This is a genomic window from Microbacterium trichothecenolyticum, from assembly GCF_041938625.1.
Lineage (GTDB): Bacteria > Actinomycetota > Actinomycetes > Actinomycetales > Microbacteriaceae > Microbacterium > Microbacterium trichothecenolyticum_D.
In genome coordinates this window covers 2,849,904-2,871,070 of the sequence record NZ_CP169427.1, presented here as the reverse complement: position 1 = coordinate 2,871,070, position 21,167 = coordinate 2,849,904, and the positions used below count along the sequence as shown (strand labels likewise).

Genomic DNA, 21,167 nt, shown 5'->3' with positions numbered 1-21,167 from the left:
GACGGAAGGACTGAGCAAGATGTCGCAGCCGCTGGACTCCGCACCGTTGACCGAGGCGCGGCTGACGGTCGCGCGCCCCTGGGCGATCCCCGCCGACGACGTGCTGGCGCACCTCGAGGCGGACGCCGGGGGTCTGCGCACCGCTGAGGCGGTGGAACGGCTCGAGCTCGCCGGCCCGAACCGGCTGCCCGAACCCGCGCGGAAGCCGGGCTGGCTGCGGTTCCTGGCGCACTTCAACGACACCCTGATCTACATCCTGCTGGGCGCCGCCGTCATCAAGGCGCTCATGGGCGACTGGCTCGACTTCTGGGTGATCATGGTGGTCGCCATCATCAACGCGGTCATCGGCTACGTGCAGGAGGGGCGGGCCGAGAAGGCGCTCGCGGGGATCCGCGGGATGCTGTCGGCCGACGCCAGCGCGCGGCGCGACGGCGGCTGGGTCACGGTGCCGGCCGCCGATCTCGTACCCGGCGATGTGGTGCGGCTCATGCCCGGTGACAAGGTCCCGGCCGACCTGCGACTGCTGCAGGCGCACCAGTTGCGCATCGACGAGGCCGCGCTCACCGGGGAATCGGTGCCGTCTTCCAAGACGACCGATCCGGTCGCCGTAGAAGCGGGCGTGGGCGACCGCGGATCGATGGCGTTCTCGGGCACGATCGTGAGCGCCGGGCAGGGCCGGGGCGTCGTCACCGCGACCGGGCCGACGACCGAGCTCGGTCGCATCCAGAGCCTCGCCGACGAGGCCGACGCGCTGGCCACGCCGCTCACCCGCCAGCTCGACGGCTTCGGCCGCGTGCTCACCGTCGTGATCCTCGGCATGGCCGCGATCATGCTGATGATCGGCCGCTTCCTGCACGGGATGCCGTTCGACGAGCTGATCTCGGCCGCCATCGGCTTCGCCGTCGCCGCGATCCCCGAGGGGCTGCCGGCACTCGTGACGATCACGCTCGCCATCGGCGTGCAGCAGATGGCCCGCCACAACGCGATCACGCGCAAGCTCCCCGCGGTCGAGGCCCTGGGCTCGGTCACGACGGTGTGCTCCGACAAGACGGGCACGCTCACCCGCAACGAGATGACGGTGCGCCACATCGTCACCCCGCTCGCGACCTACGACGTCACCGGGCTCGGCTACGCACCGGAGGGCGCGATCGTGCCGGTAGGCGGTGTGGAGACGGATGCTGCGCCCCGGGGCGATCTGGCCGCCATCCTCGCGATCGCGACGCTGTGCAACGACGCGCACATCGTGCAGGGCGACGACGGCACGTGGAGCCTCGTCGGGGAGCCCACCGAGGGGGCCCTCAAGGCCGTCGCGATCAAGGGCGGGGTCGGCAGCGCCGGCGGGCGCCGGGTCGCCGTCATCCCCTTCGACTCCGCCAACAAGCTCATGGCGACGCTCAACGAGGGCGCGCGCTCCGGGGGAGAGGCCGGCGAGGTGTCCCGGGCGATCCTCGTCAAAGGTGCTCCGGATCGCCTGCTCGAGCGTTCGCTGACGCAGCGCGGCGCCGACGGGTCGGAGCCGCTCGACCTCGCCCGCTGGGACGCGGCCGTCGCCGCGCTCAGCGGACAGGGCCTGCGGGTCCTGGCGGCGGCGCGCAAGCCGGTGCGTCCGACGACCGAGGAGTTCGCACTCGACGATGTGGTCGACCTCGAGTTCATCGGCCTGTGGGGGATCGTGGATCCGCCTCGGCCCGAGGCGATCGAGGCCATCGCCGACTGCCACACCGCCGGCATCCGCGTGAAGATGATCACCGGCGACCATGCCGGCACCGCCCTGGCGATCGCCCACGAGATGGGGCTCGCGGGCGCCGACGCCGAGGTGCTCACGGGTGCCGAGCTCGAGGCGCTCAGCCAGGAGCAGCTGCGCGAGGTGGTGCGCGACGTCGACGTGTACGCGCGCACCAGCCCCGAGCACAAGATCCGCATCGTGCGCGCGCTGCAGTCGCACGGTGAGGTCGTCGCGATGACCGGGGACGGCGTCAACGACGCCCCGGCTCTCACCCGCGCCGACGTCGGCATCGCGATGGGCATCAAGGGCACGGAGGCGACGAAGGAAGCGGCGGAGTTCGTGCTCGCCGACGACAACTTCGCGACGATCCGCAGCGCGATCGCCGAGGGCCGGCGCATCTACGACAACCTGCGCAAGTCGATCGTCTTCCTGCTGCCGACGAACGGCGCGCAGTCCCTCGTGATCCTGGTCGCGGTCGTGTTCGGCCTGGCGCTGCCGCTCACCAGCGTGCAGGTCCTGTGGGTGAACATGGTCACCGCCGTCACGCTCTCGCTCGCCCTCGCGTACGAGCCCGCCGAGCGCGGCATCATGGGGCGTCCGCCTCGCGCGACCGGCGGGCCGATCATCAACCGCGGCGAGCTCGGCTTCATCCTCATCGTCTCGCTGCTCATCGGCGGCGCGGCGATGGGGGTCTTCTACGGTGTGGCGGCGACCGGGGCCGACATCGAGGTGGCGCGCACCGAGGCGGTTCTCATGCTCGCGTTCGGGCAGCTCGCGTTCCTCTTCAACTGCCGGTTCCTGACCCGCTCGAGCCTGACGATCGACGTGCTGCGGGGCAACCGCGTGGTGTGGTGGTCGGCGATCGCGCTCGTGGTGCTGCAGCTGATCTACACCTACGTGCCGTTCATGAACGTGCTGTTCGAGTCGCGACCGCTGTCCGCGGCATCCTGGATCCTCCCGATCGTGGTGTCGATCGGCATCTTCCTCGCCGTGGAGGTGCTGAAGGCGGTGCTTCGTGCGCGGCGGGTCTCATCGCGCTCTGCGGCGTCGCTCAAAGGCGGCTCATAGGCGGGCTTGAAAGGATCCGATCCGACGCAGAATCCGCGTCGACGCCCACGAGCCCGACCCGAGCCAGGAGGACCATCATGATCCGCACCGCACTCGCTTCCCGCCCCGTCCGCGCCGGCGCGGCCCTGACCGCCGTCGCCGGCATCGCCCTTCTCGCCGGCTGCGCGCCCACCGCCTCCGAGGCCGAGGAGCCGACCACGACGGACACCGGATCGTCGTCGAGCGACACGGGCTCGACCGACACCGGCTCGACGGGCACCGACACCGGCACCGGCTCGTACGCCGACGGCACCTACACGGCCGAGGGCTCGTATGCGACGCCCGAGTCGGTCGAGACCATCAGCGTCACCGTGACCCTCGAGAACGACGTCATCACCGCCGTCGAGGTGACCGGCGACCCGCAGAAGCGCGAGTCGGAGCAGTACCAGGGGCAGTTCATCGGCGGCATCGCGGACGTCGTCGTCGGGGAGGACATCGACGACATTCAGGTCAGCCGGGTCGCCGGGTCCTCGCTCACCAGCAACGGCTTCAACGAGGCCATTCAGGCGATCAAGTCCGAAGCGGCGAGCTAGCCTGTGACCCCGGTGCCGGCGTCGTGGCGCTTCGACGCCATCGGCACGACGTGGGAGATCGTCACCGAACGACCGGTGCCCGGGGCGGTGCGGCGCGAGGTGACGGCGAGGATCGACGCGTTCGACCGGGCGTGGTCGCGGTTCCGTGACGACTCCGACGTGACAGCTCTGGCGCGCACCGGGGGATCGATCCCGGCCCCCGAGGACGCCGTACCCATGCTCGACGCCCTCGCCGGGGTGTCGGACGCGACCGGGGGAGCGGTGAACCCGCTCGTCGGCGCCTCGCTCGACGCGCTCGGCTATGACGCGAGGTACTCGTTCCACGACGCCGACCCGGTCGCCGCCCCCGTCGATTGGCGCGAGCGGCTCACCTGGCAGGGCGGACGCCTCGCGCTCACCGAACCCGCGATGGTCGACGTCGGCGCACTCGGCAAGGGCCGTCTGGTCGACCTCGTGCTCGGCATCCTGTCGTTCACCGAGTCGGGGGACCTCACCGTCGACGCCGGCGGCGACCTCGCCGTGCGAGGGCGTCCGCAGCGCATCGGGCTGGAGCATCCGTTCGATTCGCACCGCGCGGTCGGCGTCTGGGAGGTGACGGATGCGGCGCTCTGCGCGTCGGCGATCAACCGGCGCGCGTGGCCGTCGGCGGCGGGCGCGACGCTGCATCACGTGCTCGACGCGCGCACCGGGCAGCCTGTCAGGACGATCGCCGCGACGTGGGCGATGGCGCCGGACGCGATGACGGCCGACGCGATCGCGACCGCCCTGTTCTTCGACGGCGGCCCGCGCCTCGCCCACGACTGGGGCGTGGAGTGGGTGCGCATGACCACGGACGGCCGCGTCGAGTGGTCGCGCGGCTGCCGCGCCGACCTGTTCGTGCGAACGACCGCCGGACCCGGAACCGCGCCGGTTTCGCGACCGAATAGCCTAGAACGGTGACCGAGCCCCTCCCCGGACACGTCGTCGGCGTCTCCCGCGACGACGCGCATCGCTTCAGCAAACCGGCGCGCGACAGCATCACCCTGATCGCCGGGATCGGCGTCGAGGGCGACAGCCACGCCGGCGTCACCGTGCAGCACCTCTCGCGCATCAGGCGGGACCCGACGACGCCCAACCTCCGGCAGGTGCACCTCATCCACGCGGAGCTGTTCGCCGAGGTGGCGGCGCGCGGGCACGTGGTGACACCGGGCGCGCTGGGAGAGAACATCACGACGGCCGGCATCGATCTGCTCGACCTCGCACGCGGCACACGGATCGAGCTCGGCGAGGACGCGGTGATCGAGATCACCGGGCTCCGCAACCCCTGCGCGCAGATCAACGGACTCTCGGAAGGGCTCATGAAAGAACTGGTCCACGTCGACGACAGGGGCGCCACCGTGCGCCTGGCAGGCGTCATGTCCGTCGTGCTCACGGGTGGAGTCGTCCGCCCGGGCGACAGCATCCGTGTCCTCCCGCCTGCGGGTCGCTTCGAGCCCCTCCAGCCGGTGTGACGCGCATGGGATCGCTCACCGCCCTCTGGAACCGCGTCTTCGCGGTGCTCGGCCGCATGTCGATGTACCGTCTCGCCTATTTCGCGCTCGCCGCGCTCGCCGTCGTGGCGGTGCTGCTGTCGTTCTTCGGACTCGTCGGGCCGGACCCGTTGCAGCTGATCGCGACGCTCCTCGTGCTCTCGGCCGTGTGCGTGGGGGTGGATGCTGCCGCCCAGCGCGTGCTGAACCTTCCCTGGCGCCTCGAATCCTCGCTCATCACGGCGCACATCCTGCTGTTCGTGCTCCGGCCGACGTACGAGCTGGTTCCCCTCGTCGGGATCGCGATCGCCGCCGCCGTCGCCTCGCTGTCGAAGTACGTGCTGGCGTGGCGCGGGCGTCACATCTTCAACCCCGCGGCGGTCGGCGCGACGGTCCTGACCCTGCTCAGCCTCGCGTGGCCCGACCTCGGTTCGTCGTCGTGGTGGGTGGGCACCCCCGCGCTCGCGGCGCCGGTGATCCTGCTGGGCCTCGCCGTGCTCGTGCGCACAGAGAAGGTGCGGGTGATCCTGGTGTTCCTCGTGGTCGCGGTGGCGGTCGCCGTCGTCCGCACCTCGGTGCAGTACCAGGAGGCGGGCCTCGAGATCGAGGCGCTCGACCTCCTGTGGCCGGTGCTCTGGTCGTCGCCATTCCTCTTCCTCGGGGCGTTCATGCTCTCCGAGCCCCTGACTCTCCCGCCGCGCCGGTGGCAGCAGTTCGTGGTCGCGGGCGTCGTGGGCGTGCTGGCGGGGTGGCCGATCGCGATCGGCGACATCACCCTCGGGCAGGAGCGCGCGCTCCTCATCGGCAACCTGGTCGCCTTCGCATTCGCCGTCCGCACCGCGGTGCGGCTCACGCTGGTCGCGCGCTCCGAGCCGACTCCGACCGTCCAGGAGCTCACCTTCCGCGTGCACGACCGGCTCGCGTTCCTGCCCGGCCAGTACCTCGAGCTCGAGGTGCCCCACCGCCACCCTGACGCGCGCGGCACACGCCGCGAGTTCAGCATCGCGTCGGCGCCCGCCGACCTGCCGTTCGTGAAGGTGGCCTTCAAGGAGGGAAAGACTCCGCAGGCACTGAGCTCGTACAAGAAGGCCCTCGCACTGGTGGAGCCGGGCGACGAGCTCGCGATCACCGGCGTGTGGGGCGATTTCCTGCTTCCCAAGCGCGACGCGGCACCGATCCTGATGGTCGCGGCCGGCATCGGCGTGACGCCGTTCGTGTCACAGCTCGGCCAGGCGACCGCGAAGGGCGTCGACCGCGACGTGGTCCTGGTCTACGTCGCGTCGGACTCCTCGGAGCTGGCGTACCGCGACGAGATCGAGGCATCCGGTGCCCGCGTCGTCGTCTTCACGCGCGACCGGCCCGCCGACCTCCCCGCCCACTGGGTGTGGGCGCAGGGCGTGCGCCTCGACGCCGACGGCCTCGTGCGCATGGTCCCCGACATCGCCTCGCGCCACGCGTACATCTCCGGCCCGGCGGGTCTGATCGCCGAGCTCGCCCCCGCGCTCGAGAAGGCCCGCTCGATCACGACCGACGCCTTCAGCGGCTACTGACCCGGCACTCGCTCAGCCGGCGTCGGAATCCCGCGAGAGTGCAGCTGGCGGACGAGAGGGCGGTTGGTTCCCTACCTCTCGGCGACCAGCTGCACCTTCGCGGGGAGCGGGCCTCGTCAGGAGGCCACCGGGTCCGCGGGCCGAGCTGGGAGGCGCACCTCGAAGGTCGTGTCGCCGGGTTCGCTGGTGACACGGATGCTGCCGCCGTGGGCATCCACGATGGCCCGGGCGATCGAGAGGCCGAGGCCGGTGCCGCCGGTCTGACGGGCACGCGAGCGGTCGGCGCGGGAGAAGCGCTCGAACAGCTCGCCCTTGAGGGACGGATCGACGCCGGGGCCGTCGTCGTGCACGCGGAGGATGGCATCGCTGCCGTTGCGCGAGACGCTGACGGTCACCGTCGTACCGGCCGGCGTGTGCGTGCGGGCGTTCGCGAGCAGGTTCGCCGCGACCTGGTGCAGGCGCCCGGTGTCGCCGGCGATGAGGACGGGCTCGTCGCCCACCTCGAGCACCCACTCGTGGTCGGGTCCGGTCGGCGTGACATCGCCGACGGCGTCGATCGCGAGACGCGTGAGGTCGACGGTGCCGTAGACGAGCTCCTGGCCTTCGTCGAGGCGCGCGAGCAGCAGGAGGTCCTCGACGAGCGAGGTCATGCGCAGCGACTGCGCCTGGATGCGCTCCAGCGACGCCTCGGTCGTCTCCAGGGCCGTGCTCTGACCGCGGCTGAGCGCCGTGAGCGACAGCTCGGAGTACCCGCGGATCGACGCGAGCGGCGTTCTCAGCTCGTGGCTGGCGTCGGCGACGAAGCTGCGCATGCGCTCCTCGTTGCGCTGGCGCGCGGAGAGCGACTCGTCCACATGGTCGAGCAGCGTGTTGAGGGCGGCGCCCACGCGGCCGACCTCCGTGCGCGGATCGGCCTCGCGCGCGGGGACGCGCTCGGAGATCGACACCTCGCCCTGGTCGAGCTGCAGCGCCGACACGCGCGCCGCGGTGTCGGCGACCGCGCGCAGGGGGGCGAGGCCCCTGCGGATCGTCCACGCGGTGGCGACGGCGAGGAGGAGCAGACCGCCCGCCGTGAGGAGACCGATGGTCGTCAGCATCCGTCCGATCGTCGATGCCACGTCGTCGCGCGAGAGGCCCACCACGACGATGGACGACGGACCGACGCGTTCGCCCTCGACCCGGAACGTGCCGACGCCGTCCACCGTCACCACGAGCGGACCCTCCTCGGGGATGCTCTCGATGAGCTGCTCGATCTGGGCGTCGGTGAGGGCGACCACGGAGCTGTCGTCGTCGATGTACGCGGCGGAGGGCGGTTCCGGCGACGTCTCCACCACCAGCAGCGTGCCCGGGGGCAGCGGCTGCTCGGCGAGGATCTCCTCCGCCGTCATGCCGGCCATGACGTAGCTGTGCACGCCGTTCGCCGTCCGCGCGACCTGCGACTTCAGGTCCCTCGCGAGTCCGTCTTCGAGGACGGTGCCCAGGATGGCGCTGGTCGCGACGCCGACGAGCACCATGATCAGCGACGTGATGCTCACGACCGTCACGATGAGCCGGCGCTGCAGCGTCCACGGCGCGCGGCGGGGGAGCGTTTCGTGCGGGTCCTCGGCGGCGGACACCGTCCCCGCGCCCTCGCCAGACGGCGCGGGCGCGCTCTCTGCGGGGTCGGGGCGCGCGGGCTCTGCCTCGACCGGCGCGGTCGCGCCGGCCGAGGCATCCGTTCCCGTCCCCGTCGTGGGTTTCTTCCCGTCGGACGTCACTGCGGCGCCTTGATCATGTACCCGACGCCGCGCACGGTGTGGATGAGGGGATCGTTGCCGGCGTCGATCTTCTTGCGGAGATACGAGATGTAGAGCTCGACGACGCTCGAGCGGCCGCCGAAGTCGTAGTTCCAGACGCGGTCGAGGATCTGCGCCTTCGAGACCACGCGGCGCTGGTTGCGCATGAGGTAGCGGAGCAGCTCGAACTCGGTGGCGGTCAGCTCGATCTCGGCGCCCGCGCGCTCGACCTCGTGGCTGTCCTCGTTGAGGGTGAGGTCGCCGACGCGGAGGATCGGCTCGGCCCCCGCGGCGTGCGCGGTGCCGGCGCGGCGCATGAGCCCGCGAAGCCGCGCCACGACCTCTTCGAGGCTGAAGGGCTTGGTGACGTAGTCATCGCCGCCGGCGGTCAGCCCCGCGACCCGGTCGGTCACGGCGTCCTTCGCGGTGAGGAACAGCACCGGCACATCGTCGCCGGACTGCCGCAGCCGCTGCAGCACGGCCATGCCGTCCAGGTCGGGCATCATGATGTCGAGCACCATGGCGTCGGGCTCGAACTCGCGCGCCGACTGGAGCGCCTCGAAGCCGGAGCCCGCGGTGCGCACCTCCCATCCCTCCATGCGCAGCGCCATCGACAGCAGGTCGGTGAGCATCTGCTCGTCGTCGACCACGAGGACGCGGAGGTTCGAGCCGTCGGGACGCAGGAGGGCCGGGGCGGGGTTGGTCATGCGTCCCATTGTGAGGCCCTTCCTATGCGATTCCTATGGAGCCCGCTATGCGCCGGCTGTGAGTCGCCCTTCTCGCGGTCATAAGCGACTCATAGCCGGCGCTGGAGATGCGCATCACGCCGGTCCGTAGCGTCCTGTCGACGGCGGCACTCGCCCGCCAAGAGGAGATCCATGTACATGACCTATCTGCGGCGGGAGCTGGCCGGCCGCAAGAAGCAGACGATCATCGTGGCCGCCGGCCTCGCGATCGCGATCGCGCTCGTGATGATCGTGAACTCCCTCGCCGCCGGTGTGAGCGCCGCGCAGGCGAAGGCGCTGGAGTCCGTGTACGGAGTCGGCACCGACCTCACGGTCACCGGGGCACAGGCGGAACCCGGCCAGGGCGGCGGCGCGCGCTTCGACTTCGGCGAGGACGGCGGATCGACGAATGACGACGGCACGACCGAGCTGAGCCAGTCGCGGCTCATGACCGACTTCATGCGCGGCACGCTCGACGCGGCGACCGTCGACACGGTCGCCGGAGTAGAGGGCGTCTCGGCCGCATCCGGCGCGCTGAGCCTGACGAACTCCACGTTCTCCGGGGAGCTGCCGCAGCGTCCGGACGACTCGACCGACTCCGGCACCGCGCAGGGCCAGCCCCCGCAGCAGGGCGAGGGCGGTGGAGGCGGCAGCTTCGGCGGCGGGTCGTTCGACGTCGACTCGTTCACGGCTCTCGGAATCGACCCGTCGGCGGACGCCGTCGGCCCGCTGTCGGCCGTGGAGGTCTCCGACGGCCGAGGTCTCGAGACGAACGACGCGGGCGCGTACGTCGCCGTGCTCGACGCGACCTACGCCTCGACGGCGGAGCTCGCGGTGGGCGACACCATCGACGTCGGCGGCCAGGACTTCGAGGTCGTCGGAATCGTCGCATCGACCTCGGACGAGGCCGACACGGCCTCCAATGTATACATCCCGCTGGATGTCGCGCAGGAGCTCTCCGGCGCCGGCGACGTCGTCTCCACGGTGTACGTGCAAGCCGAGTCTGCCGACGCCATCGCCTCGGTGCAGGCGGCGCTGCAGGAAGAGCTGCCCGATGCCACGGTGAGCTCGCAGGCGGACCTCGCCTCGAGCGTGTCGGGCTCGCTCTCGAGCGCCTCATCGCTCATCACCAACCTGGGCACGTGGCTCTCGATCATCGTGCTGGCCGTCGCGCTGGTGCTCGCGGTGCTGTTCACGATCTCCGGCGTCTCGCGTCGTACCCGTGAGTTCGGCACGCTCAAGGCCATCGGCTGGTCGAACGGCCGCGTGGTCGGCCAGGTCGCCGGCGAGTCGGTCGTGCAGGGCGCGATCGGCGGTGTGGTGGGGCTCGTCATCGGCCTCGGCGGCATCCTCACGATCAACCTCATCTCGCCGACGATCTCGACCGCGCCGACGGCGCAGACCTTCGGCCCCGCCGGCGAGGGCGGGCCGATGGGCGGTGGTGGCGGTGCGTTCGCCGACGCCATGCCGTCCGCGGGCACCGACATCGTGCTCTCGGCCCCGATCACCCTGTGGGTGGTGGTCGCTGCGGTCGGCATCGCGGTGCTCGGCGGCCTGGTCGCCGGCGCGTTCGGCGGCTGGCGCGCGGCTCGGCTGAGCCCCGCCGAGGCGCTCCGATCGGTCGGCTGAGGCCTCTCATGTCCGACATCACCCCCACTGAGCCCGAAGCCACCTCACCGACGGGAGAGCACGTCATGACCATGATCGACACCGAGCCGCAATCGACGGGGGATGCTGCGCCCCCGGCGCAGTACCGCCTCGAGGGCGTCACCCGCACCTACGCGCAGAAGGGCCGGGTGGTGAAGGCGCTCGCGGGGGTCGACCTCACCGTCGACGCGGGCGACTTCGTCACCATCCAGGGACCGACCGGCGGCGGCAAGTCGACGCTCCTGCAGTTGCTGGGCGCGCTCGACCGACCCACGACCGGATCCGTGCATCTCGGCGAGATCGACATCGCGACCGCGAACAACCGTGAGCTCGGCCGCATCCGCGCGCACGAGATCGGGTTCGTGTTCCAGGGCTTCAACCTCATTCCGACGCTCACCGCGCACGAGAACGTCGATATGGCGCTCGAGCCGCTGGGGCTGTCGAAGGAAGAACGCAGCGCGCGCGTCACCGAGGCGCTCACGCACGTCGGCCTCGCCGAGCGCGCCGACCACCGTCCCGGCGAGCTGTCGGGCGGTCAGCAGCAGCGCGTCGCGATCGCCCGCGCGATCGTCAAGCGCCCGCGCGTGCTCCTCGCCGACGAGCCCACCGGCAACCTCGACGAGAGCATGCGCGACGAGATCCTTGCCGTGCTCCAGGCGCTCAACGACGAGGGGCTCACGCTCGTCGTCGTGACGCACGACTCGGCCGTCGCGCGACGCGCCCGCCGCCGCCTGCGCCTCGACAAGGGCACGGTGCGCGACATCACGCGCTGATCGGTCTCACCGCCGATCAGCCCGCCGAGCGGGCATGGGCCGCGATGCGATCGAACACCGCGTCGCGGCCCTCGTCGATCTCCTGGGCCTCGGGGTGTGCGTCGTAATACGCGAGGATGCGGCGTGCGCCCTCGTCGAACGTCACCGTGGTGCGGAACTCGGGGACGAGCTGCGTCACCTTCGACACGTCGAACACCATCGAGTGGGACTTGTCGCCGATGAGGCCCGGACCGAGCTCGGGATCGAATGCGGCGATGGTGTCGGACGCCACGTGCACCAAGTCGGGGGAGGCGACGCCCGCGGCGTCGGCCAGCCAGCCGTAGATCTGATTCCACGTGGGCGCGTGCGTACCGGTGATCGTGAAGGCTTCGCCGATCGCGGCCGGGTTGCCCAGCAGACCCGTGAAGGCGACCGCGAAGTCGTCGGCGTGCGTGATCGTCCACAGGCTCGTGCCATCGCCGTGGACGATCACCGGGCGCCCCGCGCGCATGCGGGCGATGTCGTTCCAGTGGCCCATGGTGGGCAGCAGCCGTTCGTCGTAGGTGTGCGACGGACGGATGATCGTGACCGGCAGACCGCGTTCGCGGTGGGCGGCGACAAGCACGTCTTCGCAGGCGATCTTGTCGCGCGAGTACTGCCAGAACGGGTTGCGCAGGGGCGTGGACTCCGTCACGGGAAGGCGGCGCGGCGGCTTCTCGTACGCCGACGCCGAGCTGATGAAGACGTACTGGCCGGTGCGGCCTTCGAAGAGATCGAGGTCGCTCGCGACGTGCTCGGGCGTGAAAGCGAGGAACTCCGCGACCACGTCGAACCGACGGTCGCCGATCGCGGCCCCGACGGCAGCGGGGTCGCGGATGTCGGCCTCGATGAGCTCCACCTCCGGCGGGAGCGGGCGCCGGGCGCTGCCGCGGTTCAGGACCGCGACGTCGTGCCCCCGTGCGACGGAGCGGCGTACGCACGCCGCGCTGATGGTTCCGGTACCGCCGATGTAGAGGATGCTCGTCACCCTCGCGAGCCTACGCCCGTCCGCCGGCGTGCCGCGGCGTGGCGTCGCTGACGGCGGGGGACCCTGGCCGATGTCGGCGATGCCCCCTAGCGTGGCCGTCATGAGCAACGACGACCTCAGCGCCGGTTCCGTCGGCACCGTCATCCGTCCGGGCGATTCCGAATGGGAATCCGCCCGCCGCTTCCACTCCGGCATCGGCTCGCCCGCCGCCGTTATCCGCGCCGCCACCGTCGACGACGTGCGCGGCGCACTCCGCTATGCCTCGGCCGAGAGGCTCGATATCATGATCCGCTGCGGTGGCCACAGCGCCTGGGGCGGCGTGCCCGGCGGCCTCACGCTTGACATCTCCGCCCTCGACGACATCGAGGTCGAGGGCACGCGGGTGCGCGTCGGCGGGGGCGCGCACTGGGGCTCGGTCGCCCACGCCCTCGCCGAGCGCGGGCTGGGCATCAGCTCGGGCGACACCGCGTCGGTCGGCGTCGGCGGCCTCACCCTGGGCGGCGGCATCGGCTGGATGGTGCGCGCGTGGGGCCTCGCGTCCGACCAGCTCGTGGGCGCGCAGCTCGTCACGGCGCGCGGCGACGTGGTGGAGGCGACGGACGCCTCGCACCCAGAGCTGCTGTGGGCCCTCCGCGGCGGCGGCGGAAACTTCGGCGTCGTGACCCGGTTCGACTTCGAGGCCCATCGGCTCGACGGCGTTGTGCACGCGGTGTACGGGGTCGACGGTGACGCCCGCCCGATCATCCACGTGCTGCGCGAGATGATGGCCGATGCTCCGCGCGACCTCACCATCACGTACATGGACGTGCCCCCGATGGACCCGAACGCGCCGGCGGGCGCCTCGATCACGGCGGTCTGGATCGGCACCGACGAAGACGCGGCGCGGCGCGCACTGGCGCCGCTGGCGGGCGCACCCGGGATCACCGAACGGGAGTTCGGAGTGCAGGAATACCCCGACGTGCTGCTCGAAGCCCCCGAGTTCGACCCCGAGCAGCCGATGCCCGGGTTCATCGGCGGCAACACGCTGCTGCCGGTGCTCGATGACGACGCGATCGAGCGGCTCGTGTCGTTCCGCGAGCAGCACCCGGCATCCGTCGCCTTCCTGCGCTCACTGGGCGGGGCGTACGGCGACGTCTCGCAGGAGGACTCGGCGTTCCCCGCGCGCGACGCGACGTGGTTCGCGATGGCCGGCGCGTTCGACGTCCCGGGCATGCTCGATGACGCGATGCGGGCGCAGGTCGTCGAAGAGTGGGATGCCATCGAGGCGAAGGGCTCGGGCGTGTACGGCAACTTCACCGTCTCGACCGAGGCGTCGTTCGCCGAGCGGATGTACCCGCCGGCGACCATGGCCCGCCTCGCGGCCGTCAAGCGCGAGTGGGACCCCGGCAACGTGTTCTGCCGCAACCACAACGTCAAGCCCGGTCCGGACGGCCACGCCGGCTGATCCCGAGCCGATCCCGCGGGACAACGACGTGGGCTGAGACGCCGAGGGCGGATCCCCGTGATGGGGATCCGCCCTCAGACGCTCGCTCGAAACGTCAGTGGGTGTCTTCGGCTTCGATCTCGGTGCGGTCGCCCGACCACAGGGTGTGGAAGGTGCCGTCCTTGTCGATGCGCTTGTACGTGTGGGCGCCGAAGAAGTCGCGCTGGCCCTGGATGAGGGCGGCGGGCAGGCGCTCGGCACGCAGGCCGTCGTAGTACGACAGCGACGACGAGAACGCGGGGGCGGGGATGCCGGCGCCCGCGGCGGCCGACACGATCCGGCGCCACGCGCCCTGGGCGCGGCCGAGGGCCTCGACGAAGTACGGCGCGGTGAGCAGCACGGGCAGCTCGGGCTGGGCGTCGTAGGCGTCGGCGATGCGGTTGAGGAACTGGGCGCGGATGATGCAGCCGGCACGCCAGATCTTCGACACGGCGCCGAGGTCGATGGTCCAGTCGTACTCGGCGGCGCCGGCGCGGATCTCGTCGAAGCCCTGCGAGTACGCGACGATCTTCGACGCGTAGAGGGCCAGGCGCACGTCCTCGATGAACGCGTCGGCGTCGTCGACCTTCAGGCCCTCCTCGGGGCCGGGGAGGTCGCGCGAGACCTCGCGCTGCTCGGGGTGCGACGACAGCGAACGGGCGAAGGTGGCCTCGGCGATGCCCGAGACGGGCACACCGAGCGACAGCGCGGTCTGCACGGTCCAGGCGCCGGTGCCCTTGGCGCCGGCCTGGTCGAGGATGACGTCCACGAGCGGCTGCCCGGTGGCGGCGTCGACCTGGCGGAGCACCTCGGCGGTGATCTCGATGAGGTACGACTCGAGCTCGCCGCCGTTCCACTCGGCGAAGACCTCGGCGATCTCGGCCGGGCTCTTGCCGGTGCCGCGGCGGATCAGGTCGTACGCCTCGGCGATGAGCTGCATGTCGGCGTACTCGATGCCGTTGTGCACCATCTTCACGAAGTGGCCGGCGCCGTCGTGGCCGACGTGCGTGACGCACGGCTCGCCCTCGGCGACCGCGGCGATGGACTTGAGGATCGGGCCGAGGGTGACCCACGACTCGTCAGAGCCGCCGGGCATGATCGAGGGGCCGTTGAGCGCGCCCTCCTCGCCGCCGGAGATGCCGGCGCCGACGAAGTTGATGCCGGTCTCGCGGACGGCCTTCTCGCGGCGGATGGTGTCGGTGAACAGCGCGTTGCCGCCGTCGACGATGATGTCGCCCGGCTCGAACACCTCGACCAGCGAGTCGATGACGGCGTCGGTGGGGCGGCCGGCCTTGACCATGATGATCGCGGCGCGCGGCTTCTGCAGCGACGCGGCGAACTCCTCGTACGAGAACGCCGGCACGAACTCGGCCTCCGGGTGCGCGGCGGTCAGCTCGTCGGTCTTGGAGCGGCTGCGGTTGTACACCGCGACGGTGTTACCCTCACGCGAGGCGAGGTTGCGGGCGAGGTTCGATCCCATCACCGCAAGGCCCACCACGCCGATGTTCGCCGTCGCGACGGCGGCGACGCCCTCCAGGCCCTCGGGCTCCGGGGTCGGACGGGCGACGTCCTCGGGTGCCGGTGCGGCCTCGTGCGCCTGCGTCGCCTCGTCAGGCGCCTGGTCCTGATCCGTCGAGATCTTGGTCTGGCTCGGGTTGCCCGTCGCTGAAGGATTGTGGGAAGACACACGCACTCCTGGGGTTAAGTCGTCTTTTCAGCCTAAAGTCTGGCGCGTCCGTGTTACACGGCATGGCCGAGTGCTCACGCGGCGCTGCGGTCGGTTGTGAGCGGGTCCGGGTGTCGCGGCTCGCGGCTGACGTGACGAGCCTAGCCCGGGAGGGTTGTCGGTCTCGGCCGAGCGTCACGAACCTTCGAGGCGCAGTGCCGACGCGACGAGCGCCGCCTGGTCCTCGGGGGCCAGCGCGATGTCGACGTCGATCGCCTGCTCGTCGGGCCCGGGCGCCTCGAGCGTGGCGAACTGCGAGTCGAGCAGCGCAGGGGGCATGAAGTGCCCCTGTCGCCGCATCATGCGGTCGCGCACGACCGCGGCGTCTCCCGTGAAGTTGACGAACGTGACGTTGTCGCGGCGGAGGATGTCGCGATAGCTGCGTTTGAGTGCCGAGCAGGTGACGATCCCAGGCTCGCCCGCCGCGCGGCGCTCGTCGATCCACGCCGCGACGAGCTCGAGCCACGGGATCCGGTCTTCGTCGGTCAGCGCGTGACCGCGCCGCATCTTGTCGACGTTGGCGGCCGGGTGGAGGTCGTCGCCCTCCTGGAACGGCCACCCCAGCCGGCCGGAGAGCATGGCCCCCACGGTGGACTTGCCGGTGCCGGACGGGCCCATCAGCACCAGGATCGGCGGGGTCGACAGCATCCGTGTCCCGTTCTGCCGGCTCATACGAACACTCCGATGATGAGCACGCCGATCAGGCCGACCACCGAGATGAGGCACTCGAGAACCGTCCAGCTCTTGAGCGTCTGAGGGATGCTGAGACCGAAGTACTCCTTGATGAGCCAGAAGCCCGCGTCGTTGACATGGGAGAGGAAGACCGATCCCGAGCCGATCGCGAGTACCAGCAGTGCCGACATCGCCGGGTCGAGGCCCTCGGTGAGAGGCTGCAGGATGCCGGCCGCGGTGATCGTCGCGACGGTGGCGGAGCCGGTCGCGACGCGGATGACGGCAGCGACCAGCCATGCGAGGAAGAGGATCGACAGTCCCGACTCGGCGATGAGGTTCGCGATCACGTCGCCGATGCCGGTGTCGACGAGCACCTGCTTGAACCCGCCGCCCGCGCCGACGATGAGCAGGATGCCGGCGATCGGGCCGAGCGACGAACCCACCGACTTCGCGATCTCGGCGCGGTCGAACCCGGCGCCGCCGCCGAGCACGAAGAAGCCGACGATCACGGCGATGAGGAGGGCGATCGCGGGCGTGCCGAGGAAGTCGATGACGGCCTTGGCGGGTGCGGTCGAGCCCGGGGCGACGATGTCGGCGATCGCGCGGGCGAGCATGAGCACGACCGGCAGGAGGATGCTCACGAGCGTGGCGGCGAACGACGGACGCCGCGTCTGCTGCTCGCCCTCGTCCTCGGCGGTGACGAACAGGTCGGGCACGGGAACGCGCACCCACCGCGCGGCGAGACCCGAGAACAGGGGACCCGCGACGATCACGGCGGGGATGGCGACCAGCACGCCGAGCGCGAGGGTGAGGCCGAGGTTGGCGCCCAGGATGTCGATCGCCGCGAGCGGACCGGGATGCGGCGGCACGAGCCCGTGCATCGCGGACAGACCCGCGAGCGTGGGGATCGCGATCTTCATCAGCGGCAGGCCCGAGCGGCGTGCGACCAGGATGATGACCGGCACGAGCAGGACGAGGCCGACCTCGAAGAACATCGGCAGGCCGATGATCGCGCCGATGAAGCCCATGATCCAGGGGAGGGTGCGGGGCGTGGCGCGGGCGACGAGGGTGTCGACGATGCGGTCGGCGCCGCCGGAGTCCGCCAGCAGCTTGCCGTAGATCGCGCCCAGGGCGATGAGGATGCCGACGCCGCCCATCGTCGCGCCGAAGCCCGTTGTGAAGCTGACGATCGTCTTGCCGGGCTCGAAGCCGGCGATGATGCCGGTCGCGATGGCACCCATCATCAGGGCCAGGAAGGGGTGCACCTTCAGCCAGGTGATCAGCACCACGATGATCGCTATGCCGATGACGGCGGCGGTGAGCAGCTGCCACGGCGGGCCGACGGGTGTCACTTCGGCGGCGGGGGCCGCCGGGAGCGAGAGAAGTCCGGTGATATCCATGAGCGTCCTTGATCGAAACGGGGTCAGTCTTTGACCCGAGGATGCTGTTTAGTCTGACGTGATCACCGTTGACTGTCAATATGTACGACTTAAAAACTGACTGGTGCGTGAATGTCGGATGAAACGGGTGCGGTGCGGCACAATCGGACCATGGCCGACACGCCGCACGGCAGCCCTGTTCACGACGCCCTCGTCGAGCGGCTCGGCGCCGCGATCGTGCACGGCGAGCATCCCGCCGGATCGCGCCTGCTGACCACCGAGCTGGCCGAAGCCTCGGGTGCCTCCCGCTCCGCGGCGCGCGAAGCGGTGAGAGTCCTCGAATCACTCGGGTTGGTGCAGGTGCGACGCAAGGCGGGTATCGAGGTGCTGCCGGTGGAGCACTGGAACGTCTACGCCCCCGAGATCATCGCGTGGCGGCTCGACGGGCCCGGGCGCGCTCGGCAGCTGCATGAGTTGAGCGAGCTGCGTGGCGCGGTCGAGCCGCTCGCTGCCCGTCTGGCGGCGGCCAACGCGACCGATGCCCAGCGCCAGGCGCTCGTGGCCGCCGCGCTGGGCATGGCGCGTCACGACCAGCAGGCGGCGGAGGCCGAGTACCTCGACGCCGACGTGCGGTTCCACCGCACGCTGCTCAGCGCGTCCGGAAACCCGATGCTCGGGGTGCTGGGCGGAGTCGTCCAGGCGGTGCTCGAGGGTCGTACGCGCCACGCGCTCATGCCGCATGAGGCGAACCCCGACGCGGTGCGCTGGCATCGCGATGTCGCGTTCGCGGTCGCGAGCGGGGAAGCGGATGCGGCGTTCGAGGCGATGACGCGGATCGTCAGCGAATCCGATGCCGCGATGGATGAGGCCGTCGGAGAGGACCTCGCCGAGGTGCCGGGGGAGCGGTAGCGCTCCAGACCCGGGCGGGGGCTCTCAGTCCTTGCGGTAGCCCTGGCGGCCGAGGCTCCAGAACGCGAGCACCGTGCCCAGGGCGCCGACGGCGGCCATGGCGCCGATGAGCCAGAGAAGAGCGTGGCTAGCGAAGCCGTAGTCCATGGGGTCCTCCGTGGGAGCGGGAAGCAGGTGCGTTCCTCATCGTAGCGGGGGCGCTGGTAGACTCTTGTCCGAACTTCGGCGAGGGATGCCTCGCGCCCGTCGGTCTCGGCGAGCTGCGGCATCCGTGATCGACGCGGTGATGCCGGCCCCCGGGCTTTCCTCACGCGTGCGCGTTCGAGTCGAAGACATCCCCAATACCCGGGCCCGCCACCGCGCAGGCCGATTCGGAACGGCTTCGCGCCGCCGCAGACAAGGGCCCCGTGCCCGCAAGGAGAACACCATGTCGACCGAGCCCGACACCAAGGTCCAGGCCGAGGTCCGCGAGAACTTCGGCAAGGGCTTCGCCCGCCGCCTCCGCGCCGCCGGCAAGATCCCCGCCGTCATCTACGGCCACGGCACCGACCCGGTGCACGTCGCCCTGCCCGGCCACCAGGTCTCACTCCTCATCCGCCGCGCCAACGCGGTGCTCGAGCTCGACCTCGACGGCACCTCGCAGCTCACGCTCGTCAAGGACGTCCAGAAGGACCCGGTGCACCAGATCATCGAGCACATCGACCTCCTCGTGGTGAAGAAGGGCGAGAAGATCCAGGTCGACGTCCCCGTCGTCGTCCTGGGCGAGCCCGTCGCCGGCACCATCGTCAACCTCGATGCCACGTCGGTTGCGCTCGAGGTCGAGGCCACCCACATCCCCGAGCACATCGAGGTCGACGTCGAGGGCCTCGAGGAGGGCACCCACATCACCGCCGCCGAGCTCAAGCTCCCGAAGGGCGCGACGCTGGCCGCCGAGCCCGAGCTGCTCGTCGTCGCCATCGCCGTCCCCGCTGCGGCGATCGCCGCAGAGGAGGAGATCGCCGAGGCCGACGCCGAGATCGCCGCCGAGCAGTCGGAGGAGGCCGCGGAGGCCGCCGCCGAGTAATCGGACGCCGAGCGATCGGATCGCTGTGCGGCGAGGGGGTGCGGATTCCGCACCCCCTCGCTGCGCTTCACGAGGGGGTCTGCGCCGCCGCCGCGGTGTGGGCTCGGGCAGGATGGATGACATGGCAGACACGTGGCTGATCGTGGGACTCGGCAACCCCGGCCCGCGCTACGAGCTCACGCGGCACAACGTGGGGCAGCTCGTCGTCGACGAGCTCGCCGGCCGCCGCAGCGAATCGTTCAAGGCGCACAAGGCGAACGCTCGTGTCGTCGAGACGTGGCTGCGTCCCGGCGGGCCGAAGCTCATCCTCGCCAAGCCCAACACCTTCATGAACGTCTCGGGCGGCCCGGTCGCCGGGCTTGCGAAGTTCTACGGCATCGACGCCGACCACGTCGTGGTCGTGCACGACGAGCTCGACATCCCGTTCGACACGATCAAGCTCAAGATCGGCGGCGGCCACGGGGGCCACAACGGCGTGCGGGACGTCGCGAAGGCCCTCGACACCCCGGAGTTCCCGCGCGTCCGCGTGGGCATCGGGCGTCCTCCCGGTCGCCAGGACGCGGCGGACTGGGTGCTCGACCCGTTCGGCGCCACCGAGCGCAAGAACCTCCCGATCCTCCTCGGCGACGCCGCGGACGCGGTCGAGCAGCTCGTCGCCGAGGGTCTGCTCGCCACCCAGCAGAAGCATCACGCGCCCCGCGTCTGAGGCCTCACGCGAGGGCAACCTGGGCCTTCCCGCATCCTCACCCGAGGTCGAGAGCCGAGATGCGGACCGATCGCGCCGTTTCCGCTCCGCACCCCGGCTCACGTCCTCGAATGAGGAGCGGGAGGGACGGATGCTGCGACCCGGCCGCCGCGCGGGTCAGCCGCCGATGCCGGTCCCGGCGGCGAGGCCCGCGGTGAGCAAGCCCTGCACGACGGCGCCGAAGGCGATCGGGCCGAGCGCGGCGATGACGACGGCGGCGATCCCGGCGCCGCGGCCGCGCGACGTGACGATCGCCACGATGCCCTGGATGAGCGCCCATACGCCGAGCGCGGTGCCGACCCAGAACGAGACCTCGCCGAGCAGCACCCAATCGCGCACGGGTGTCAGCACGCCCCAGTCGAAATCCCCGGTGAACGCCCGCGAGGAGATCTCGCGGCCGGCGCCCAGCCCGATGTTGAAGCTCGCGATCGCGCCGACGAGGCTCGCACCGACCGTCGCCACGAGCGCGAGGACGAGGGCTGTCATCCCGAGCACGCCGCTGCGCTTCGCGGGTGCAGCCGCACCATACGCCGCACCGCCGACGGCGGCCGGGACCACGGGATAGCCCGCGGGCGGCGCGTATCCGGGCGGGGGCGCGTACGCACCGGCCGGGGGAGCGGACCACCCCGGCGGGATGCCCGCCGCGGCGCCCGGATGCCCCGGCGCGGGACCCTCGCTCGTCGGTGTCCCGAACGGCGCCGCCGAGGGCGGTGCCCACGCCGCAGGTGGGGCGGGCGGGTTCTGGGGCGCGGGGGATGCGTCGGGCCGGCTCACAGCCTCATCCTAGGAGCCCGTTCCCACCCGAGCCCGACCTGACGGTCGGCGGCGAAGCTCGCTGTCGGTCCTGCGTCGTAGACTCGT

19 protein-coding genes are annotated in these 21,167 nt (G+C 71.2%); 11 read left to right on the top strand and 8 right to left on the bottom strand.

Annotated features, from left to right (window positions below):
• Positions 1-19: 19 nt before the first annotated feature.
• The 5 genes from ACEYYH_RS13410 (at position 20) to ACEYYH_RS13390 (ending at position 6,424) form a co-directional block, all read left to right on the top strand.
• Positions 20-2,794 carry a cation-translocating P-type ATPase gene (locus ACEYYH_RS13410; RefSeq protein ID WP_374974857.1) on the top strand — a complete coding sequence of 925 codons (2,775 nt, stop codon included), beginning with the start codon at positions 20-22 and terminating at the stop codon, positions 2,792-2,794.
• 77 nt (positions 2,795-2,871) lie between these two features.
• Entirely contained in the window at positions 2,872-3,366 is a 495-nt protein-coding gene (locus ACEYYH_RS13405) for an FMN-binding protein (protein WP_374974856.1), read from the top strand.
• Positions 3,367-3,378: 12 nt separating this feature from the next.
• Positions 3,379-4,305 carry an FAD:protein FMN transferase gene (locus ACEYYH_RS13400; protein WP_374974855.1) on the top strand — a complete coding sequence of 309 codons (927 nt, stop codon included), beginning with the start codon at positions 3,379-3,381 and terminating at the stop codon, positions 4,303-4,305.
• Positions 4,302-4,856, top strand: a complete 555-nt coding sequence (locus ACEYYH_RS13395) for an MOSC domain-containing protein (RefSeq protein ID WP_374974854.1) — start codon at positions 4,302-4,304, stop codon at positions 4,854-4,856. The genes ACEYYH_RS13400 and ACEYYH_RS13395 overlap by 4 nt, the downstream gene beginning before the upstream one ends.
• 5 nt (positions 4,857-4,861) lie before the next feature.
• Positions 4,862-6,424 carry an FAD-dependent oxidoreductase gene (locus tag ACEYYH_RS13390; RefSeq protein ID WP_374974853.1) on the top strand — a complete coding sequence of 521 codons (1,563 nt, stop codon included), beginning with the start codon at positions 4,862-4,864 and terminating at the stop codon, positions 6,422-6,424.
• 116 nt (positions 6,425-6,540) lie between these two features.
• On the opposite strand, the gene ACEYYH_RS13385 is transcribed toward ACEYYH_RS13390, so the two are convergent.
• Together ACEYYH_RS13385 and ACEYYH_RS13380 are read right to left on the bottom strand one after the other, a co-directional pair.
• Positions 6,541-7,938 (bottom strand): sensor histidine kinase, encoded by a 1,398-nt coding sequence (locus ACEYYH_RS13385; protein ID WP_374978226.1) that lies wholly within the window; start codon positions 7,936-7,938, stop codon positions 6,541-6,543.
• A 239-nt stretch (positions 7,939-8,177) separates the two neighbouring features.
• Positions 8,178-8,906 (bottom strand): response regulator transcription factor, encoded by a 729-nt coding sequence (locus ACEYYH_RS13380; RefSeq protein WP_374974852.1) that lies wholly within the window; start codon positions 8,904-8,906, stop codon positions 8,178-8,180.
• A 171-nt stretch (positions 8,907-9,077) separates the two neighbouring features.
• On the opposite strand from ACEYYH_RS13380, the gene ACEYYH_RS13375 reads away from it, so the two are divergent.
• Together ACEYYH_RS13375 and ACEYYH_RS13370 are read left to right on the top strand one after the other, a co-directional pair.
• Entirely contained in the window at positions 9,078-10,553 is a 1,476-nt protein-coding gene (locus ACEYYH_RS13375) for an ABC transporter permease (protein ID WP_374974851.1), read from the top strand.
• 65 nt (positions 10,554-10,618) lie between these two features.
• The gene (locus tag ACEYYH_RS13370; RefSeq protein ID WP_374978225.1) at positions 10,619-11,344 is read left to right on the top strand and encodes an ABC transporter ATP-binding protein; all 726 of its coding nucleotides are present in this window, start codon (positions 10,619-10,621) and stop codon (positions 11,342-11,344) included.
• Positions 11,345-11,360: 16 nt separating this feature from the next.
• Here the strand turns inward: ACEYYH_RS13370 and ACEYYH_RS13365 are convergent, their stop codons facing one another.
• Positions 11,361-12,350: an SDR family oxidoreductase gene (locus ACEYYH_RS13365; protein ID WP_374974850.1), complete on the bottom strand. Its 990-nt coding sequence runs from the start codon at positions 12,348-12,350 to the stop codon at positions 11,361-11,363.
• A gap of 100 nt (positions 12,351-12,450) precedes the next feature.
• Here ACEYYH_RS13365 and ACEYYH_RS13360 point away from each other — a divergent pair, with 100 nt between their 5' ends.
• Positions 12,451-13,794 carry an FAD-binding oxidoreductase gene (locus tag ACEYYH_RS13360; RefSeq protein WP_374974849.1) on the top strand — a complete coding sequence of 448 codons (1,344 nt, stop codon included), beginning with the start codon at positions 12,451-12,453 and terminating at the stop codon, positions 13,792-13,794.
• A gap of 94 nt (positions 13,795-13,888) precedes the next feature.
• Here the strand turns inward: ACEYYH_RS13360 and gndA are convergent, their stop codons facing one another.
• From gndA to ACEYYH_RS13345, 3 genes are all read right to left on the bottom strand, one after another.
• A complete protein-coding gene (gndA, locus tag ACEYYH_RS13355; RefSeq protein ID WP_374978224.1) occupies positions 13,889-15,349 on the bottom strand; it encodes an NADP-dependent phosphogluconate dehydrogenase in 1,461 nt (486 codons plus the stop codon).
• Between the two features lie 324 nt (positions 15,350-15,673).
• Entirely contained in the window at positions 15,674-16,210 is a 537-nt protein-coding gene (locus tag ACEYYH_RS13350; protein WP_374974848.1) for a gluconokinase, read from the bottom strand.
• Positions 16,207-17,610 carry a GntP family permease gene (locus ACEYYH_RS13345; RefSeq protein ID WP_374974847.1) on the bottom strand — a complete coding sequence of 468 codons (1,404 nt, stop codon included), beginning with the start codon at positions 17,608-17,610 and terminating at the stop codon, positions 16,207-16,209. Before ACEYYH_RS13345 ends, ACEYYH_RS13350 begins: the two co-directional genes overlap by 4 nt.
• Before the next feature lie 150 nt (positions 17,611-17,760).
• On the opposite strand from ACEYYH_RS13345, the gene ACEYYH_RS13340 reads away from it, so the two are divergent.
• Positions 17,761-18,498: a FadR/GntR family transcriptional regulator gene (locus tag ACEYYH_RS13340; RefSeq protein WP_374974846.1), complete on the top strand. Its 738-nt coding sequence runs from the start codon at positions 17,761-17,763 to the stop codon at positions 18,496-18,498.
• A 24-nt stretch (positions 18,499-18,522) separates the two neighbouring features.
• Here ACEYYH_RS13340 and ACEYYH_RS13335 read toward each other — a convergent pair whose 3' ends face one another.
• Positions 18,523-18,645 carry a hypothetical protein gene (locus ACEYYH_RS13335; protein WP_262927523.1) on the bottom strand — a complete coding sequence of 41 codons (123 nt, stop codon included), beginning with the start codon at positions 18,643-18,645 and terminating at the stop codon, positions 18,523-18,525.
• Positions 18,646-18,925: 280 nt separating this feature from the next.
• Between ACEYYH_RS13335 and ACEYYH_RS13330 the strand changes: the two genes are divergently transcribed.
• Positions 18,926-19,561, top strand: coding sequence for a 50S ribosomal protein L25/general stress protein Ctc (locus tag ACEYYH_RS13330; protein WP_374974845.1), 636 nt, complete (start codon positions 18,926-18,928; stop codon positions 19,559-19,561).
• A 121-nt stretch (positions 19,562-19,682) separates the two neighbouring features.
• Positions 19,683-20,267: an aminoacyl-tRNA hydrolase gene (gene pth / locus ACEYYH_RS13325; protein ID WP_374974844.1), complete on the top strand. Its 585-nt coding sequence runs from the start codon at positions 19,683-19,685 to the stop codon at positions 20,265-20,267.
• Positions 20,268-20,423: 156 nt separating this feature from the next.
• Here the strand turns inward: pth and ACEYYH_RS13320 are convergent, their stop codons facing one another.
• The gene (locus tag ACEYYH_RS13320) at positions 20,424-21,080 is read right to left on the bottom strand and encodes a hypothetical protein (protein WP_374974843.1); all 657 of its coding nucleotides are present in this window, start codon (positions 21,078-21,080) and stop codon (positions 20,424-20,426) included.
• Between the last annotated feature and the right edge of the window lie 87 nt (positions 21,081-21,167).

Coding starts and splice junctions, on each gene's coding strand:
- ACEYYH_RS13410 (WP_374974857.1), top strand. CDS start 20: ATGTCGCAGCCGCTGGACTCCGCACCGTTGACCGAGGCGCGGCTGACG.
- ACEYYH_RS13405 (WP_374974856.1), top strand. CDS start 2,872: ATGATCCGCACCGCACTCGCTTCCCGCCCCGTCCGCGCCGGCGCGGCC.
- ACEYYH_RS13390 (WP_374974853.1), top strand. CDS start 4,862: ATGGGATCGCTCACCGCCCTCTGGAACCGCGTCTTCGCGGTGCTCGGC.
- ACEYYH_RS13385 (WP_374978226.1), bottom strand. CDS start 7,938: ATGGTGCTCGTCGGCGTCGCGACCAGCGCCATCCTGGGCACCGTCCTC.
- ACEYYH_RS13380 (WP_374974852.1), bottom strand. CDS start 8,906: ATGACCAACCCCGCCCCGGCCCTCCTGCGTCCCGACGGCTCGAACCTC.
- ACEYYH_RS13375 (WP_374974851.1), top strand. CDS start 9,078: ATGTACATGACCTATCTGCGGCGGGAGCTGGCCGGCCGCAAGAAGCAG.
- ACEYYH_RS13370 (WP_374978225.1), top strand. CDS start 10,619: ATGACCATGATCGACACCGAGCCGCAATCGACGGGGGATGCTGCGCCC.
- ACEYYH_RS13360 (WP_374974849.1), top strand. CDS start 12,451: ATGAGCAACGACGACCTCAGCGCCGGTTCCGTCGGCACCGTCATCCGT.
- ACEYYH_RS13350 (WP_374974848.1), bottom strand. CDS start 16,210: ATGAGCCGGCAGAACGGGACACGGATGCTGTCGACCCCGCCGATCCTG.
- ACEYYH_RS13345 (WP_374974847.1), bottom strand. CDS start 17,610: ATGGATATCACCGGACTTCTCTCGCTCCCGGCGGCCCCCGCCGCCGAA.
- ACEYYH_RS13340 (WP_374974846.1), top strand. CDS start 17,761: ATGGCCGACACGCCGCACGGCAGCCCTGTTCACGACGCCCTCGTCGAG.
- ACEYYH_RS13335 (WP_262927523.1), bottom strand. CDS start 18,645: ATGGACTACGGCTTCGCTAGCCACGCTCTTCTCTGGCTCATCGGCGCC.
- ACEYYH_RS13330 (WP_374974845.1), top strand. CDS start 18,926: ATGTCGACCGAGCCCGACACCAAGGTCCAGGCCGAGGTCCGCGAGAAC.
- pth (WP_374974844.1), top strand. CDS start 19,683: ATGGCAGACACGTGGCTGATCGTGGGACTCGGCAACCCCGGCCCGCGC.